The sequence below is a fragment of the Streptomyces sp. NPDC014891 genome (assembly GCF_043081085.1).
Taxonomy (GTDB): Bacteria; Actinomycetota; Actinomycetes; order Streptomycetales; family Streptomycetaceae; genus Streptomyces.
This window is the reverse complement of record NZ_JBIBWF010000010.1, coordinates 1-14,257: the sequence shown is the minus strand read 5'-3', so window position 1 is coordinate 14,257 and position 14,257 is coordinate 1. Positions and strand designations below refer to the sequence as shown.

21 protein-coding genes are annotated in these 14,257 nt (G+C 68.2%); 1 reads left to right on the top strand and 20 read right to left on the bottom strand.

The genetic code is table 11. The features are described 5' to 3' along the window. Positions 1-12: 12 nt before the first annotated feature. The 18 genes from rpsH to ACF09E_RS26500 all read right to left on the bottom strand — a co-directional run bounded on the left by rpsH (position 13) and on the right by ACF09E_RS26500 (position 9,526). Complete coding sequence (gene rpsH, locus ACF09E_RS26585) at positions 13-411, bottom strand: 30S ribosomal protein S8 (RefSeq protein ID WP_015035585.1); 399 nt, start codon at positions 409-411, stop codon at positions 13-15. Between the two features lie 222 nt (positions 412-633). After that, a complete protein-coding gene (locus ACF09E_RS26580; RefSeq protein ID WP_003948630.1) occupies positions 634-819 on the bottom strand; it encodes a type Z 30S ribosomal protein S14 in 186 nt (61 codons plus the stop codon). A 5-nt stretch (positions 820-824) separates the two neighbouring features. Then, on the bottom strand, positions 825-1,382 hold the full coding sequence (gene rplE, locus ACF09E_RS26575; protein ID WP_361847418.1) for a 50S ribosomal protein L5: 558 nt from the start codon (positions 1,380-1,382) through the stop codon (positions 825-827). Then, positions 1,379-1,690, bottom strand: a complete 312-nt coding sequence (rplX, locus tag ACF09E_RS26570) for a 50S ribosomal protein L24 (RefSeq protein ID WP_015035583.1) — start codon at positions 1,688-1,690, stop codon at positions 1,379-1,381. Before rplX ends, rplE begins: the two co-directional genes overlap by 4 nt. Positions 1,691-1,692: 2 nt before the next feature. After that, on the bottom strand, positions 1,693-2,061 hold the full coding sequence (rplN, locus tag ACF09E_RS26565) for a 50S ribosomal protein L14 (protein WP_003956455.1): 369 nt from the start codon (positions 2,059-2,061) through the stop codon (positions 1,693-1,695). Positions 2,062-2,193: 132 nt separating this feature from the next. Continuing rightward, positions 2,194-2,475: a 30S ribosomal protein S17 gene (rpsQ, locus tag ACF09E_RS26560; RefSeq protein WP_015035582.1), complete on the bottom strand. Its 282-nt coding sequence runs from the start codon at positions 2,473-2,475 to the stop codon at positions 2,194-2,196. Then, complete coding sequence (rpmC, locus tag ACF09E_RS26555) at positions 2,475-2,699, bottom strand: 50S ribosomal protein L29 (RefSeq protein WP_017239580.1); 225 nt, start codon at positions 2,697-2,699, stop codon at positions 2,475-2,477. Before rpmC ends, rpsQ begins: the two co-directional genes overlap by 1 nt. Then, positions 2,699-3,118 (bottom strand): 50S ribosomal protein L16, encoded by a 420-nt coding sequence (gene rplP, locus ACF09E_RS26550; RefSeq protein WP_015035580.1) that lies wholly within the window; start codon positions 3,116-3,118, stop codon positions 2,699-2,701. Before rplP ends, rpmC begins: the two co-directional genes overlap by 1 nt. 5 nt (positions 3,119-3,123) lie before the next feature. Continuing rightward, positions 3,124-3,972, bottom strand: a complete 849-nt coding sequence (gene rpsC / locus ACF09E_RS26545) for a 30S ribosomal protein S3 (protein ID WP_017239578.1) — start codon at positions 3,970-3,972, stop codon at positions 3,124-3,126. Beyond that, positions 3,972-4,319, bottom strand: coding sequence for a 50S ribosomal protein L22 (gene rplV / locus ACF09E_RS26540; protein ID WP_004571827.1), 348 nt, complete (start codon positions 4,317-4,319; stop codon positions 3,972-3,974). Before rplV ends, rpsC begins: the two co-directional genes overlap by 1 nt. A gap of 42 nt (positions 4,320-4,361) precedes the next feature. Further along, positions 4,362-4,643, bottom strand: a complete 282-nt coding sequence (gene rpsS, locus ACF09E_RS26535) for a 30S ribosomal protein S19 (RefSeq protein WP_015035577.1) — start codon at positions 4,641-4,643, stop codon at positions 4,362-4,364. Positions 4,644-4,655: 12 nt separating this feature from the next. Further along, positions 4,656-5,492 (bottom strand): 50S ribosomal protein L2, encoded by an 837-nt coding sequence (rplB, locus tag ACF09E_RS26530; RefSeq protein WP_030208986.1) that lies wholly within the window; start codon positions 5,490-5,492, stop codon positions 4,656-4,658. A gap of 40 nt (positions 5,493-5,532) precedes the next feature. Further along, positions 5,533-5,856 carry a 50S ribosomal protein L23 gene (gene rplW / locus ACF09E_RS26525; RefSeq protein WP_024755407.1) on the bottom strand — a complete coding sequence of 108 codons (324 nt, stop codon included), beginning with the start codon at positions 5,854-5,856 and terminating at the stop codon, positions 5,533-5,535. Further along, on the bottom strand, positions 5,856-6,506 hold the full coding sequence (gene rplD, locus ACF09E_RS26520; protein WP_030318655.1) for a 50S ribosomal protein L4: 651 nt from the start codon (positions 6,504-6,506) through the stop codon (positions 5,856-5,858). Before rplD ends, rplW begins: the two co-directional genes overlap by 1 nt. Before the next feature lie 7 nt (positions 6,507-6,513). Continuing rightward, on the bottom strand, positions 6,514-7,158 hold the full coding sequence (gene rplC, locus ACF09E_RS26515) for a 50S ribosomal protein L3 (RefSeq protein ID WP_361847362.1): 645 nt from the start codon (positions 7,156-7,158) through the stop codon (positions 6,514-6,516). Positions 7,159-7,171: 13 nt separating this feature from the next. Then, positions 7,172-7,480 carry a 30S ribosomal protein S10 gene (gene rpsJ, locus ACF09E_RS26510; RefSeq protein WP_003948644.1) on the bottom strand — a complete coding sequence of 103 codons (309 nt, stop codon included), beginning with the start codon at positions 7,478-7,480 and terminating at the stop codon, positions 7,172-7,174. 445 nt (positions 7,481-7,925) lie between these two features. Beyond that, on the bottom strand, positions 7,926-9,167 hold the full coding sequence (locus ACF09E_RS26505; RefSeq protein ID WP_392207646.1) for an RNA polymerase sigma factor: 1,242 nt from the start codon (positions 9,165-9,167) through the stop codon (positions 7,926-7,928). After that, entirely contained in the window at positions 9,164-9,526 is a 363-nt protein-coding gene (locus tag ACF09E_RS26500; protein ID WP_073910651.1) for a YciI family protein, read from the bottom strand. Before ACF09E_RS26500 ends, ACF09E_RS26505 begins: the two co-directional genes overlap by 4 nt. Before the next feature lie 213 nt (positions 9,527-9,739). Here ACF09E_RS26500 and ACF09E_RS26495 point away from each other — a divergent pair, with 213 nt between their 5' ends. Then, on the top strand, positions 9,740-11,722 hold the full coding sequence (locus tag ACF09E_RS26495) for a PIG-L family deacetylase (protein ID WP_392207643.1): 1,983 nt from the start codon (positions 9,740-9,742) through the stop codon (positions 11,720-11,722). A gap of 94 nt (positions 11,723-11,816) precedes the next feature. Here ACF09E_RS26495 and tuf read toward each other — a convergent pair whose 3' ends face one another. After that, complete coding sequence (gene tuf, locus ACF09E_RS26490; RefSeq protein WP_055598867.1) at positions 11,817-13,010, bottom strand: elongation factor Tu; 1,194 nt, start codon at positions 13,008-13,010, stop codon at positions 11,817-11,819. 152 nt (positions 13,011-13,162) lie between these two features. Next, positions 13,163-14,257: elongation factor G (locus ACF09E_RS26485; RefSeq protein WP_392207641.1), on the bottom strand; the 1,095-nt coding region annotated here is incomplete at its 5' end.

The following is a 14,257-nucleotide window of genomic DNA, read 5'->3' as shown; positions in this document are numbered from 1 at the left end:
CTCCGTTCCCGACTACCAGACGTAGGCGAGGACTTCCCCACCTACGCCCTTCTTGCCTGCCTGCTGGCCGGTCAGGAGACCGTGGGACGTGGAGATGATCGCCACGCCCAGGCCGCCGAGGACCTTCGGCAGGTTGGTGGACTTCGCGTAAACCCGGAGACCGGGCTTCGAGATCCGCTTGATGCCCGCGATGGAGCGCTCACGGTTCGGACCGAACTTGAGCTCGAGGACGAGGTTCTTGCCGACCTCGGCGTCCTCGACCTTCCAGCCCGTGATGAAGCCCTCCTGCTGGAGGATTTCCGCGATGTGAGACTTGATCTTGCTGTGCGGCATCGTCACGGAGTCGTGGTATGCCGAGTTCGCGTTACGCAGACGAGTCAGCATGTCCGCGATCGGATCAGTCATGGTCATGAATTGGCCTTCGGCCTCTCTCGCCGGGGTTTCCTGTATGCGCCATCCCTCTCCCCACACAGGGGCGGGACGGGTGCGGCGCGGGGACCTACGGCGTAGTAAGTCGTACGGGCGGCGGACGCCCAACCCCACAAGCCTAAAGCATGCGGGGGTGGGCCTCCGCCGACCCAATGCTTACCGAGAGTCTCAGGTAATCCCTAACGTCCTATGGACAGAAGGGAGTTACCAGGAGCTCTTGGTCACGCCCGGCAGCTCGCCACGGTGAGCCATCTCACGAAGGCACACGCGGCACAGGCCGAACTTGCGGTACACGGAGTGGGGACGACCACAGCGCTGGCAGCGCGTGTAGCCACGCACGCCGAACTTGGGCTTGCGGGCAGCCTTCGCGATGAGAGCCTTCTTCGCCATCTCGCTTACGCCTCCTTGAACGGGAAGCCGAGGTGACGCAGAAGGGCACGGCCCTCGTCGTCGTTGGTCGCCGTGGTCACCACGGTGATGTCCATACCCCGGACACGGTCGATCTTGTCCTGGTCGATCTCGTGGAACATGACCTGCTCCGTGAGACCGAAGGTGTAGTTGCCACGGCCGTCGAACTGCTTGGGGGACAGGCCGCGGAAGTCGCGGATGCGCGGAAGCGCGAGCGACAGGGTGCGGTCCAGGAACTCCCACATGCGGTCGCCACGGAGGGTGACGTGAGCACCGATCGGCTGACCCTCACGCAGCTTGAACTGCGCGATGGACTTGCGGGCCTTGGTGACGGCCGGCTTCTGACCGGTGATCGTGGTGAGATCGCGGATCGCACCGTCGATCAGCTTCGAGTCACGGGCGGCGTCGCCGACACCCATGTTGACCACGATCTTCACGAGGCCGGGAACCTGCATGACGTTCTCGTACGAGAACTCGTCACGCAGCTTGCCCGCGATCTCCTCGCGGTACTTCGTCTTGAGACGCGGAGTGGTGGTAGCCATCAGATGTCCTCACCCGTCCGCTTGGCAACGCGGATCTTGTTGCCCTCGTCGTCGAAGCGGTAACCGACACGCGTGACGACCTTCTTGCCGTCCTTCTCCACGACCAGCTGGACGTTGGAGACGTGGACCGGAGCCTCGGTCGTGACGATGCCACCGGCCTGCGACGGGCCGGCCTTGGTGTGCTTCTTGACCCGGTTGACACCCTCGACGAGGACGCGGTTCTCGCGGGGGAAGGCCGTGATGACCTTGCCCTGCTTGCCCTTGTCCTTACCGGTGATGACCTGGACCAGGTCGCCCTTCTTGATCTTCATGCTTACAGCACCTCCGGCGCGAGCGAGATGATCTTCATGAACTTCTTCTCGCGCAGCTCACGGCCGACCGGGCCGAAGATACGGGTGCCACGAGGGTCGCCGTCGTTCTTGAGAATGACAGCGGCGTTCTCGTCGAAGCGGATGTACGAGCCGTCCTGGCGGCGGCGCTCCTTGACGGTGCGAACGATGACCGCCTTGACGACGTCACCCTTCTTCACGTTGCCACCGGGGATCGCGTCCTTGACGGTGGCGACGATGACGTCACCGATGCCCGCGTAGCGGCGACCCGAGCCACCGAGAACACGGATGCAAAGGATCTCCTTGGCACCAGTGTTGTCGGCGACACGCAGTCGCGACTCCTGCTGGATCACGTCTATCTCCTGATTTGTCTGCCGGTTCCCGGCCGGGGCTTCACGAGGAGGCCCCGGCCGAGCCTGGCGGAACGAACTCGAAGGGTTACCCCTTCAAGCTGTGATTACTTTGATCTCGCTTGCGCGAAATACTTACTTGGCCTTCTCGAGGATCTCGATGACGCGCCAGTGCTTCGTGGCGGACAGCTTCCGGGTCTCCATCAGGAGGACGCGGTCGCCGATGCCGGCAGCGTTCTGCTCGTCATGAGCCTTGAGCTTGTTCGTACGGCGGATGACCTTGCCGTACAGCGCGTGCTTGACGCGGTCCTCGACAGCGACGACGACGGTCTTGTCCATCTTGTCGCTGACGACCAGGCCCTCGCGGACCTTGCGAGCGTTGCGCTCGGTCTTCTCAGTCACGTTGCTCTCGCTCATCAGGCGTTCTCCACCGTCTCGATGCCCAGCTCGCGCTCACGCATCAGGGTGTAGATCCGGGCGATGTCCTTACGGACGGACTTGAGCCGACCGTGGTTCTCGAGCTGACCGGTCGCCGCCTGGAAGCGGAGGTTGAACAGCTCTTCCTTGGCCTCGCGGAGCTTGTTGAGAAGCTCCTCGTTGCCCAGCTCGCGCAGCTCGGACGCCTTGGTACCGGCCGACATCACAGCTCACCTGCTTCGCGCTTCACGATCTTGCACTTCATCGGCAGCTTGTGGGCCGCACGGGTCAGGGCCTCGCGCGCGATCTTCTCGTTCGGGTAGGACAGTTCGAACATCACCCGACCCGGCTTGACGTTCGCGATCCACCACTCGGGAGAACCCTTACCGGAACCCATGCGGGTCTCGGCGGGCTTCTTCGTGAGGGGGCGGTCCGGGTAGATGTTGATCCAGACCTTGCCGCCACGCTTGATGTGGCGGGTCATCGCGATACGAGCCGCCTCGATCTGGCGGTTGGTCACGTACGCCGGCGTGAGGGCCTGAATGCCGTACTCGCCGAACGCAACCTGCGTACCACCCTTGCTCATACCCGAGCGCTTGGGGTGGTGCTGCTTGCGGTGCTTGACCCTACGGGGGATCAGCATTTCGGTCAGGCCTCCGTTCCGGTGCTCTCAGCCGGAGCGGCAGCGGCGGCGGGAGCGTCGGCCTTGGGGGCCTCGGCAGCCGGCGCGGACTGCTGCTGCGGCTTGCGGCCGCGGCCGCCACGCTCGCCACCGCGGCCACCACGGCCGGCCGGGCGGTCGCCAGCGCCGGCACCACGGGCCGGGCGGTTACCCGCACGGGCCGCGGCGTTCTCGGCGCGGACCTCGGCGATGTTCTTGACGTCGCCCTTGTAGATCCAGACCTTCACGCCGATGCGGCCGAAGGTCGTCTTGGCCTCGAAGAAGCCGTAGTCGACGTTCGCGCGGAGCGTGTGCAGGGGCACGCGGCCCTCGCGGTAGAACTCCGAGCGGGACATCTCGGCGCCGCCGAGACGGCCGCCACACTGGATCTTGATGCCCTTGGCGCCGGCCTTCATCGTGCCCTGCATGCTCTTACGCATGGCGCGACGGAAGGAGACGCGGGAGGAGAGCTGCTCGGCAACGGCCTGGGCGACCAGCTGGGCGTCCATCTCGGGGTTCTTGACCTCGAGGATGTTCAGCTGGACCTGCTTGCCCGTGAGCTTCTCGAGGTCGCCGCGGATGCGGTCGGCCTCGGCGCCACGGCGGCCGATGACGATGCCGGGACGCGCGGTGTGGATGTCCACCCGCACGCGGTCACGGGTGCGCTCGATCTCGACCTTCGAGATGCCGGCGCGCTCCATGCCGGACGTCATCATCCGACGGATGGCGACGTCTTCCTTGACGTAGTCCTTGTACAGCTTGTCGGCGTACCAGCGGGACTTGAAGTCCGTGGTGATGCCGAGCCGGAACCCATGCGGGTTAACCTTCTGGCCCATTACCGGGTTCCTTCCTTGCTGCTGACGACCACGGTGATGTGGCTGGTCCGCTTACGGATCCGGTAGGCACGGCCCTGGGCACGCGGACGGAACCGCTTCAGGGTCGGGCCCTCATCCACGTACGCCTCGCTGATGACCAGCGAAGAGGCGTCGGTGTGGTCGTAGTTGTGTGCAGCGTTGGCGATGGCGCTGTCCAGCACCTTGCCAACCGGCACGCTCGCGGCCTGCGGGGCGAAACGCAGGACCGCCTGAGCCTCCGTGGCGTCCATGCCACGGATAAGGTCCACCACGCGGCGGGCCTTCATGGGCGTGACGCGGATGTACCGCGCCTGGGCCCTGGCTTCCATGGTTGTCCTTCCAGTGTCTGTCATGGTCATTCCACCCCGCTACTAGCGGCGCTTCGACTTCCGGTCGTCCTTCACGTGACCCCGGAAGGTGCGCGTCGGCGAGAACTCGCCGAGCTTGTGGCCGACCATCGACTCGGTGACAAACACCGGAATGTGGGTCTTGCCGTTGTGCACCGCGATCGTGTGGCCGAGCATGGCCGGGATGATCATCGAGCGACGGGACCAGGTCTTGATGACGTTCTTGGTACCGGCTTCGTTCTGGGCGTCCACCTTCTTGACGAGGTGGCCGTCGACGAAGGGTCCCTTCTTGAGACTGCGCGGCATCTAAACCCGCTCCTAGCGCTTCTTGTTCGTCTTGCGGCGGCGGACGATGTACTTGTTCGAAGCCTTCTTCGGCGAACGAGTACGACCCTCCTTCTGACCCCACGGGGAGACCGGGTGGCGACCACCGGAGGTCTTGCCCTCACCACCACCGTGCGGGTGGTCGACCGGGTTCATCGCCACACCGCGGACGGTCGGGCGAACGCCCAGCCAGCGCTTACGGCCGGCCTTGCCCCAGTTGATGTTCGACTGCTCGGCGTTGCCGACCTCGCCGATCGTGGCGCGGCAGCGGGCGTCGACGAGACGGATCTCACCGGACGGCATACGAAGGTGGGCCATCGTGCCCTCCTTCGCCAGCAGCTGCACGGAGGCACCCGCGGAGCGGGCGAACTTGGCGCCACCACCGGGACGGAGCTCGATCGCGTGGATCGTGGTACCGACCGGGATGTTGCGGAGCGCCAGGTTGTTGCCGGGCTTGATGTCCGCGCCGGGGCCGTTCTCGACGCGGTCACCCTGCGTCAGACCCTTGGGGGCGATGATGTAGCGCTTCTCGCCGTCCACGTAGTGGAGCAGCGCGATGCGCGCGGTGCGGTTGGGGTCGTACTCGATGTGAGCGACCTTGGCCGGCACGCCGTCCTTGTCGTGACGACGGAAGTCGATCACGCGGTAGGCGCGCTTGTGGCCACCGCCCTGGTGACGGACGGTCACACGACCGGTGTTGTTACGGCCGCCCTTGCTGTGCAGGGGGCGGACCAGCGACTTCTCCGGCGTGGACCGCGTGATCTCGACGAAGTCGGCTACGGAGGAGCCACGACGGCCCGGCGTAGTCGGCTTGTACTTGCGGATTCCCATTTCTCAGTCCTCGTCCGATTCCGGACGATCCAGACCGCCCTTAGGCGGTCGGACCGCCGAAGATGTCGATACGGTTGCCCTCGGCAAGGGTCACGATGGCGCGCTTGGTGTCCTTGCGCTTACCGAAACCGGCCTTGGTGCGCTTGCGCTTGCCCTGGCGGTTGATCGTGTTGACCCCGGTGACCTTGACCGAGAAGACCGCCTCGACGGCCTGCTTGATCTGGGTCTTGTTGGAGCCAGGCGCGACGATGAACGTGTACTTGTTCTCGTCCAGCAGTGCGTAGCTCTTCTCCGAGACGACCGGCTTGACGAGAATGTCGCGCGGGTCCGAGAAGGTCTTGCTGGTGACGACGGCCTCAGTCATCAGGCGTCGCTCCCTTCGGTCTCAGCGGTCTGGGGGCCAGACACGAAGGACTCGAGGGCGGCCTGGGTGAAGACCACGTCGTCGGAGACGATCACGTCGTACGTGTTGAGCTGGCCCGGCTCCAGGATGTGCACCTGGGGCAGGTTACGAGCGGACAGCCACGCGGCCTCGTCGGAGCGCTCGGCGACCAGGAGCAGGTTCTTGCGCTCCGAGATCTTGCCGAACAGCGTCTTCGCGGCCTTGGTGGAGATCTCACCCTCGACCACGCCGGAGACGACGTGGATGCGGGAGTGGGTGGCCCGGTCCGAGAGGGCACCACGGAGAGCGGCGACCTTCATCTTCTTCGGGGTCCGCTGCGAGTAGTCACGCGGCACGGGACCGTGCACGACGCCACCACCGGCGAACTGGGGGGCGCGGGTCGAACCCTGACGGGCGCGGCCGGTGCCCTTCTGGCGGTAAGGCTTCTTGCCACCACCGCGGACTTCGCCACGGGTCTTGGTCTTGTGCGTGCCCTGACGGGCCGCGGCCAGCTGCGCGACGACGACCTGGTGGATCAGCGGAACGCTGACCTTGGCGCCGAAGATCTCCTCGGGGAGCTCGACGGTCCCGGTCTTGTCGCCTGCCGGCGAAAGGATGTCAATGGTGCTCATCGGTTCCTCAAACCCCCTTGGCCGCGGTGCGGACCAGGACGAGGCCACCGTTGGGGCCGGGGACGGCGCCCTTGATGAGCAGCAGACCCTTCTCGGCGTCAACGGCGTGGACGGTCAGGTTCTGGGTGGTCACACGCTCGTTGCCCATGCGACCCGCCATGCGCATGCCCTTGAAGACACGGCCCGGGGTGGCGCAGCCACCGATGGAACCGGGCTTGCGGTGCACGCGGTGGGCACCGTGCGACGCCTTGCCACCACGGAAGTTGTGGCGCTTCATGACACCGGCGAAGCCCTTGCCCTTGCTCTTGCCGGTGACGTCGACCTTCACGCCGGCCTCGAAGACCTCGGCGGTGATCTCCTGGCCGAGCGTGTACTCGGAGGCGTCAGCGGTGCGGAGCTCCACCAGGTGGCGGCGCGGGGTGACGTCGGCCTTGGCGAAGTGGCCCTTGAGGGGCTTGTTCACCTTGCGCGGGTCGATCTCGCCGAAGGCGATCTGGACCGACTCGTAGCCGTCGACGTCGTTCGTACGGACCTGGGTCACGACATTCGGGCCGGCCTTGACGACGGTCACCGGGACGACCCGGTTGTTCTCGTCCCAGACCTGCGTCATGCCGAGCTTCTCGCCCAGGATGCCCTTGATGTTCTTAGCCATCTCGCGCGTCACCTCAGAGCTTGATCTCGATGTCGACGCCCGCCGGCAGGTCGAGTCGCATGAGCGAGTCGACCGTCTTCGGCGTGGGGTCGAGGATGTCGATGAGGCGCTTGTGCGTGCGCATCTCGAAGTGCTCGCGCGAGTCCTTGTACTTGTGCGGCGACTTGATGACGCAGTACACGTTCTTCTCAGTGGGCAGCGGCACCGGGCCCGCGACCGACGCACCAGTGCGGGTCACCGTCTCGACGATCTTCTTCGCCGAGGAGTCGATGACCTCGTGGTCGTAGGCCTTGAGCCGGATGCGGATCTTCTGTCCCGCCATGGCTACTAGTAGTCCTTTGTCTCGTAACGCTCTGGAACCCGATCGGCTTCGCTCACGGAGAAGCGTTGTCGTGTCTCCGACCCACGCGGTCGGGCGTGTCGCACTCCCTCTACGCAGAAATCCCTAGGGATTTCCCAACCAAGGGGGCACGGTCGCCATGACCGCAGGCCGGGGGCAGGACACCCACCGGGCGCCTGGTCGGCACCCCGCTGACGCTTCCCAGAAGATTCCCGTACGTCCGCTCCTGAGAAGGAGCGACGAGTACTGTGGGACTCGCTTCCGGTCCTCCCGACGGGAGGCGCGCAGCATCGGCACTCAACCGAGCAACCCCGACAGTCTGCCATACGGGGCCATCCGGCCGCCAATCGGGATCGAAGACTGTACCCCACGTCACGTCCCGCCATGCGCCGGGGCGCACGCGCCCTCCCCTGGCGCCCCCGTCGCCTCACCCCAAGTCCCGTGCCCGCTCGGTGAGATGACGGCGTTCCGGAGCGCTGGTCGTCCGCCGCGCGGCCTCCCGATAGGCCTCCGCCGCGGGCCCCCGCTCCCCCAGCAGCTCCAGCAGATGCGCCCGGGTGGCGAGCAACCGGTGGTGCCGCGCGAGCCTCTTGTCCCGGGCCAGTCCGTCCAGCACCGCGAGCCCGGCCGCGGGCCCCTCCACCATCGCCACGGCGACCGCCCGGTTGAGCGTCACCATCGGGTTCGGACCGGTGTGCTCCAGGAGCTCGTAGAGGGCGAGGATCTGCGGCCAGTCGGTGTCCCCCGCGCTCTCCGCCTCGTCGTGCACGGCCGCGATCGCCGCCTGCAGCTGGTACGGGCCGATCCGCCCCTGCGGCAGGGTGCGGCTGATCAGCTCGACGCCCTCCGCCACCAGCCCGGCGTCCCAGCGCCCCCGCTCCTGCTCCGCGAGCGGCACCAGCTCCCCGTGCGGGCCCGTGCGCGCGGGCCTGCGGGCGTCGGTGAGCAGCATCAGGGCCAGCAGCCCCGCCGTCTCGGTGTCCTCGGGCACCAGCCGGTGGAGCAGCCGCCCGAGCCGGATCGCCTCGGTGGACAGCTCGGGCGCGGTCAGCCGATCCCCGCCGCTCGCCGTGTACCCCTCGTTGAAGATCAGGTAGAGCACGTGCCGGACCTCGGCGAGCCGGGCCGTGCGGTCCTCCCCCGGCGGGAGCGCCAGGGAGCCGCCCGCCTCCCGGATCGTCTGCTTGGCGCGGCTGATCCGCTGCGCCATCGTCGACTCGGGCACCAGGAAGGCGGCCGCGATCTGCCCGGTGGTGAGGCCGCCGACGGCCCGCAGGGTGAGGGCGACCCTGCTGGGCGGGGAGAGCTCGGGGTGACAGCAGAGGAACAGCAGGGACAGCGAGTCGTCCCGGTCCGTCCCGGGCTCCTCGTCGGCGGCGTGCGCCAGGAGTTCCGAGGCCGGTGTGGCCAGGGCCAGGGAGTCCTCGCGGCGGCGGCGCGCGGCCTCGCTGCGCACCTGGTCGACGAGCCGGCGGGCGGCGACGGTGACCAGCCAGCCCCGCGGGTTGTCGGGGACGCCCTCCTCCGGCCACTGGCGGGCCGCCGCGATCAGGGCCTCCTGGACGGCGTCCTCGCAGGTGTCGAAGGTCCCGTACCGCCGCACGAGGACGCCGAGGACCTGCGGCGCGTACGTGCGCAGCAGGTCCTCGATCCCGTCGGTGCCGGTCACACGTCCGCCGCGGACTCGTGCAGGACCGGCCAGAGCTCCACCGGGTCGACGTCCGCGAAGGGCATGTCCGCGGCGATCTCCCGGGCCCGCTCCGGGCCGTCGCAGTCGAGCAGGTAGAAGCTGGCCAGGTACTCCTTGGTCTCCAGGTACGGGCCGTCGGTGACCGCGGGAACGCCGTCCACGCGCCGGACGAGCTGGGCGGCGGCCGCGTCCGCGAGGCCGTACGCGCCGATCAGCTCGCCGCTCTCGCGGTACTTCCTGTTGAAGGCCTCCTGCCGGGCGATCGCCTCGGGCCAGGCCTCGGCTGGGAAGGCGTCCCACTTGGCCTGGTTCCCGTAGATCATCGCGACGTACTTCATGGTGGTGGTCCTCCCCGTCCCGCGCGCCCCTGTGGCGTGCTGTCACCCGTCGGTCGGAACCGGCGCCCGGTCCTCGACACGACCGGCGACGCTTTTCGAAGATCTTCTTCCGGTGGCCGCATCCTGCCAGTCACGGGCCCGTCCGCACACAACCCCAGACTTCGAACGTTCGTCTTACCCGGGACCGCACTGCCCAGGGGACGGACCGCCCACGTGACCACAGCACCCCGCCGGCGGACGGTTCTCGCCGCAGCCCTCGCCGTCACCACGGCCGCCGCAGGGTGCTCCGTACCGGAGCCGCGCAGGACCGCGCCGACCGTCGACCCCGCGCCCGGCAAGCCCATCGCCTCCGCGCGCACCAGGCGGGCGCTGCTCCTGCAGATAGCCGCCCACCCGGACGACGACCTGTACTTCATGAACCCGGACAGCCAGCGCCTCCTCGACGCCGGGGTCCCGCTCGTCTCCGTGTACGTCACCGCCGGCGAGCACACCGGCCGCAACCGGGTCGCGGGGATGCCGGACACTCCCCCGGACCGCGCCGCCTACTCCTCGGCCCGCCACCAGGGCCTGCGCCAGTCCTACGCGGCGGCGCTCGGCCTGCCGCTGTTCACACCCTGGCGGCGCCGGGTGCTGACCCTCCCCGGGGGCCGCCGGGCCGAGGTCGACACCCTCGACCGCGGCCGCCGCCGCGTCGAGCTGGTCTTCCTCAACCTCCCGATGCACACGAACCGGCGCTACATGGCCCTGCCGGCCCTCTGGCAGGACCGCGCCCTGGAGCTGCGGACCCACCTGTCGGCCGGGTCGCCCGTCACCCGCTCCGACACCTACGACTACGACCAGCTGGTCGGCGTCCTCGTGGGGCTGCTCGCCCGCTACCGGCCCACCGTCGTGCACACCCTGGACCCCGACCCGGACATCCAGCTCAGCGACGAGGCCACCCGCAGGCGGGACTCCGAGCAGCCGGGCTACTCGGACCACGGCGACCACACGGCCGTCGCGTCCTTCACCTGGGCGGCGCTGAACCGCTGGGTCGCCGACGCGGTCCGGGACGGCGAGCCGATACCCGCGTTCACGGCGACGGCCTTCCGCGGCTACTACAACCGGCACTGGCCCAAGAACCTCCCTCCCCGGCTCCTCGCGGCGAAGGCCGCCCGCCTCGTCCCGTACGGCGGGGACCCCTCCTGGGAGTGCGGCAACCCCTCGGGCTGCGGCGACTACGGCGTCGGCGGCGAGCGGCCCCTCACCAACCGCAAGGGCTGGGTCCGCTCCACCCACCACCGCTGGCCCACCGCCGGACCGGCCCTGACCGAGCAGCCGGACGGCCGGCTCGCCGCCTACGGGGTGCTCGGACTGCGCGCGGTCCGCTGGCGGGAGACCGCGCCCGGCGTCTGGAGCGAGCCGGCGGACCTCGGCGGCGGGCCGCTGGCGCCCGCCCTCGGCTCGGCGGTGCTCGACGACGGCAGGGTGCTGCTCTTCGGCGTGCGGTTCTCCGCGATCGACGGCCACGGCGGACGCAACCGGCGCGAGCTCGTGCTCCTGGAGCAGCGCTCCCCCGGCGGCCCGTTCCTGGCCTGGCGCGGCCTCGGGAACCCGGAGCGCACGGACGACCGGGGCCGCCGGGTCGGTGCGCCGGTGGCCGTGGCCGCCCCGGACGGCCGGGTCCACCTCTTCGTGCGGAACGCCGACCGGAACGTCTCGACCCGGGTGCGGGCCGCGGACGGCGGCTGGGGCCCCTGGCGGACGCTCCCCGGGACGTCGGAGGTCCAGGACGGCCTCGCCGCCTCGGTCGACGGGACCGGCCGGACCCACCTGTACGCGGCGGGGCGGGAGTCCGTACGGCACTGGCTCGACGGTATCGAGCAGGCGGACCCGCTGCCGCGCTCCGGATCCACCGTGGCGACCGCCGGCGGCGACCTCTTCTACCGGCGCCCGGCGAGCGGGGCACTGCTCGGCCCCGGCGGGGACACGGGGCTCGACGGCTTCGGCGGCGTGGTCGCCGCGCGGTCCGCCGCGCTGGGGACGGTCCTCTTGGGCACCGGCGAGGACGGCCGGGTCCGGGTGGTGCGGACCGGTGACCGGGTGCGGACCCGTGCGGGCGGGACACCGGGAGTCTCGGCGGCCCTGCACCTGGGCGAGGACGGACCGACCGTGGTGGGCCTGGGCCCGGACGGGCACCCGTGGAGCTGGCGGCCGTAGACGCCGGGTCCGGGCGGACATGCGAGAGGGCCCCGCACCGAAAGGTGCGGGGCCCTCTGCTGCAGCTCGTGGAGCTACCAGGTCAGATCAACGATCAGGCGTTGATCTTGACGACCTGGCCGGCGCCGACGGTCCGGCCACCCTCACGGATGGCGAACTTGAGGCCCTCCTCCATGGCGACGGGCTGGATCAGCTCGACGGTCATGGAGGTGTTGTCGCCCGGCATGACCATCTCGGTGCCCTCGGGGAGGGTCACGACGCCGGTCACGTCCGTGGTACGGAAGTAGAACTGCGGGCGGTAGTTGTTGAAGAACGGGGTGTGACGGCCACCCTCGTCCTTCGACAGGATGTAGGCCTGGGCCTCGAAGCTGGTGTGCGGCGTAACCGAACCCGGCTTGATGATGACCTGGCCGCGCTCGACGTCCTCGCGCTTGATGCCACGGAGGAGCAGACCGACGTTCTCACCGGCCTGGCCCTCGTCGAGCAGCTTGCGGAACATCTCGATGCCGGTGACCGTGGTGGTGGTCTTCTCGGTCTTGATGCCGATGATGTCGACGGTCTCGTTGACCTTGAGGACACCACGCTCGATACGACCGGTGACGACGGTGCCACGACCGGTGATCGTGAAGACGTCCTCGATCGGCATCAGGAACGGCTTGTCGACGTCACGCTCGGGCTGCGGGATGGACTCGTCCACCGCGTGCATGAGGCCGAGGAGCTTCTCGCCCCACTCCTTGTCGCCCTCGAGCGCCTTGAGCGCCGAGACACGGACGACCGGAAGGTCGTCGCCCGGGAACTCGTACTCGGAGAGGAGCTCACGGACCTCGAGCTCGACGAGCTCCAGGATCTCCTCGTCGTCCACCATGTCGGCCTTGTTCAGGGCGACGACGATGTACGGAACGCCGACCTGGCGGGCCAGGAGCACGTGCTCCTTGGTCTGCGGCATCGGGCCGTCGGTGGCGGCGACCACGAGGATGGCGCCGTCCATCTGCGCGGCACCCGTGATCATGTTCTTGATGTAGTCAGCGTGACCCGGGCAGTCGACGTGCGCGTAGTGACGCGACTCCGTCTGGTACTCGACGTGCGCGATCGAGATCGTGATACCGCGCTGGCGCTCCTCGGGAGCCTTGTCGATCTGGTCGAAGGCCGAGGCCTCGTTCAGGTCCGGGTACGCGTCGTGCAGCACCTTGGTAATGGCGGCCGTGAGGGTCGTCTTACCGTGGTCAATGTGACCGATGGTGCCGATGTTGACGTGCGGCTTAGTCCGCTCGAACTTCGCCTTCGCCACTGGGTCCTCCTGTGGAGTGGTTCTGTACGCCTTGCTTCATCGGCGCCAGGTGATCTTTGCTGGGATGCCATTCGCCGGGGCCCGATTCCCTCGGGTTTCGGGGGGCGAGCCCCGACGACTGGTGTCAAGCCTAAAGCGTCAACTCGGGAGAGTTACTCGCCCTTGGCCTTCGCGATGATCTCCTCGGCGACGTTCCGCGGAACCTCGGCGTAGGAGTCGAACTGCATCGAGTAGCTTGCGCGACCCGAGGTCTTGCTGCGGAGGTCGCCGACGTAGCCGAACATCTCCGAGAGGGGCACGAGGCCCCGCACGACGCGAGCGCCGCTGCGCTCCTCCATGGCCTGGATCTGGCCACGGCGGGAGTTGATGTCGCCGATGACCTCACCCATGTAGTCCTCGGGCGTGACGACCTCAACGGCCATCATCGGCTCAAGGATGACGGGGGAAGCCTTGCGCGCGGCCTCCTTGAAGGCCTGCGAACCGGCGATCTTGAACGCGAGCTCGGAGGAGTCGACCTCGTGGTAGCCACCGTCGAGAAGAACGACGCGAACGCCGGTCATCTCGTAGCCGGCCAGGATGCCGAACTGCATGGCCTCCTGCGCACCCGCGTCGACCGAAGGGATGTACTCCTTCGGGATGCGGCCACCGGTGACCTTGTTCACGAACTCGTAGGAGGCGTCGCCACCCTCGATGGGCTCGATCGCGATCTGCACCTTGGCGAACTGACCGGTACCACCGGTCTGCTTCTTGTGGGTGTAGTCCACGCGCTCGACGGCCTTGCGGATCGTCTCGCGGTACGCGACCTGCGGCTTGCCGACGTTCGCCTCGACCTTGAACTCGCGACGCATGCGGTCGACGAGGATGTCGAGGTGAAGCTCGCCCATACCACCGATGATGGTCTGGCCGGTCTCCTCGTCCGAGTGAACCTGGAAGGAGGGGTCCTCCTCCGCGAGACGCTGGATGGCGACACCCAGCTTCTCCTGGTCACCCTTGGACTTGGGCTCGATGGCGACCTGGATGACCGGCGCCGGGAAGTCCATGGACTCCAGGATGACCGGGTTCTTGTCGTCGCACAGCGTCTCACCGGTGGTGGTCTGCTTGAGGCCCATGACGGCGACGATGTCGCCGGCGCCCACCGAGTCGATCTCCTCACGCTTGTTCGCGTGCATGCGGTAGATCTTGCCGATGCGCTCCTTCTTGCCCTTGACGGAGTTCAGCACCGCGGTGCCGGCCTCCAGGCGACCGGA

What these genes read in the sequence shown, in the direction of transcription:
- rpsH (WP_015035585.1), bottom strand. Translation starts at nt 411, where the DNA reads ATGACCATGACTGATCCGATCGCGGACATGCTGACTCGTCTGCGTAAC.
- ACF09E_RS26580 (WP_003948630.1), bottom strand. Translation starts at nt 819, where the DNA reads ATGGCGAAGAAGGCTCTCATCGCGAAGGCTGCCCGCAAGCCCAAGTTC.
- rplX (WP_015035583.1), bottom strand. Translation starts at nt 1,690, where the DNA reads ATGAAGATCAAGAAGGGCGACCTGGTCCAGGTCATCACCGGTAAGGAC.
- rpsQ (WP_015035582.1), bottom strand. Translation starts at nt 2,475, where the DNA reads ATGAGCGAGAGCAACGTGACTGAGAAGACCGAGCGCAACGCTCGCAAG.
- rpmC (WP_017239580.1), bottom strand. Translation starts at nt 2,699, where the DNA reads ATGTCGGCCGGTACCAAGGCGTCCGAGCTGCGCGAGCTGGGCAACGAG.
- rplP (WP_015035580.1), bottom strand. Translation starts at nt 3,118, where the DNA reads ATGCTGATCCCCCGTAGGGTCAAGCACCGCAAGCAGCACCACCCCAAG.
- rpsC (WP_017239578.1), bottom strand. Translation starts at nt 3,972, where the DNA reads ATGGGCCAGAAGGTTAACCCGCATGGGTTCCGGCTCGGCATCACCACG.
- rplV (WP_004571827.1), bottom strand. Translation starts at nt 4,319, where the DNA reads ATGGAAGCCAGGGCCCAGGCGCGGTACATCCGCGTCACGCCCATGAAG.
- rpsS (WP_015035577.1), bottom strand. Translation starts at nt 4,643, where the DNA reads ATGCCGCGCAGTCTCAAGAAGGGACCCTTCGTCGACGGCCACCTCGTC.
- rplB (WP_030208986.1), bottom strand. Translation starts at nt 5,492, where the DNA reads ATGGGAATCCGCAAGTACAAGCCGACTACGCCGGGCCGTCGTGGCTCC.
- rplW (WP_024755407.1), bottom strand. Translation starts at nt 5,856, where the DNA reads ATGACTGAGGCCGTCGTCACCAGCAAGACCTTCTCGGACCCGCGCGAC.
- rplD (WP_030318655.1), bottom strand. Translation starts at nt 6,506, where the DNA reads ATGAGCACCATTGACATCCTTTCGCCGGCAGGCGACAAGACCGGGACC.
- rplC (WP_361847362.1), bottom strand. Translation starts at nt 7,158, where the DNA reads ATGGCTAAGAACATCAAGGGCATCCTGGGCGAGAAGCTCGGCATGACG.
- rpsJ (WP_003948644.1), bottom strand. Translation starts at nt 7,480, where the DNA reads ATGGCGGGACAGAAGATCCGCATCCGGCTCAAGGCCTACGACCACGAG.
- ACF09E_RS26500 (WP_073910651.1), bottom strand. Translation starts at nt 9,526, where the DNA reads ATGAAGTACGTCGCGATGATCTACGGGAACCAGGCCAAGTGGGACGCC.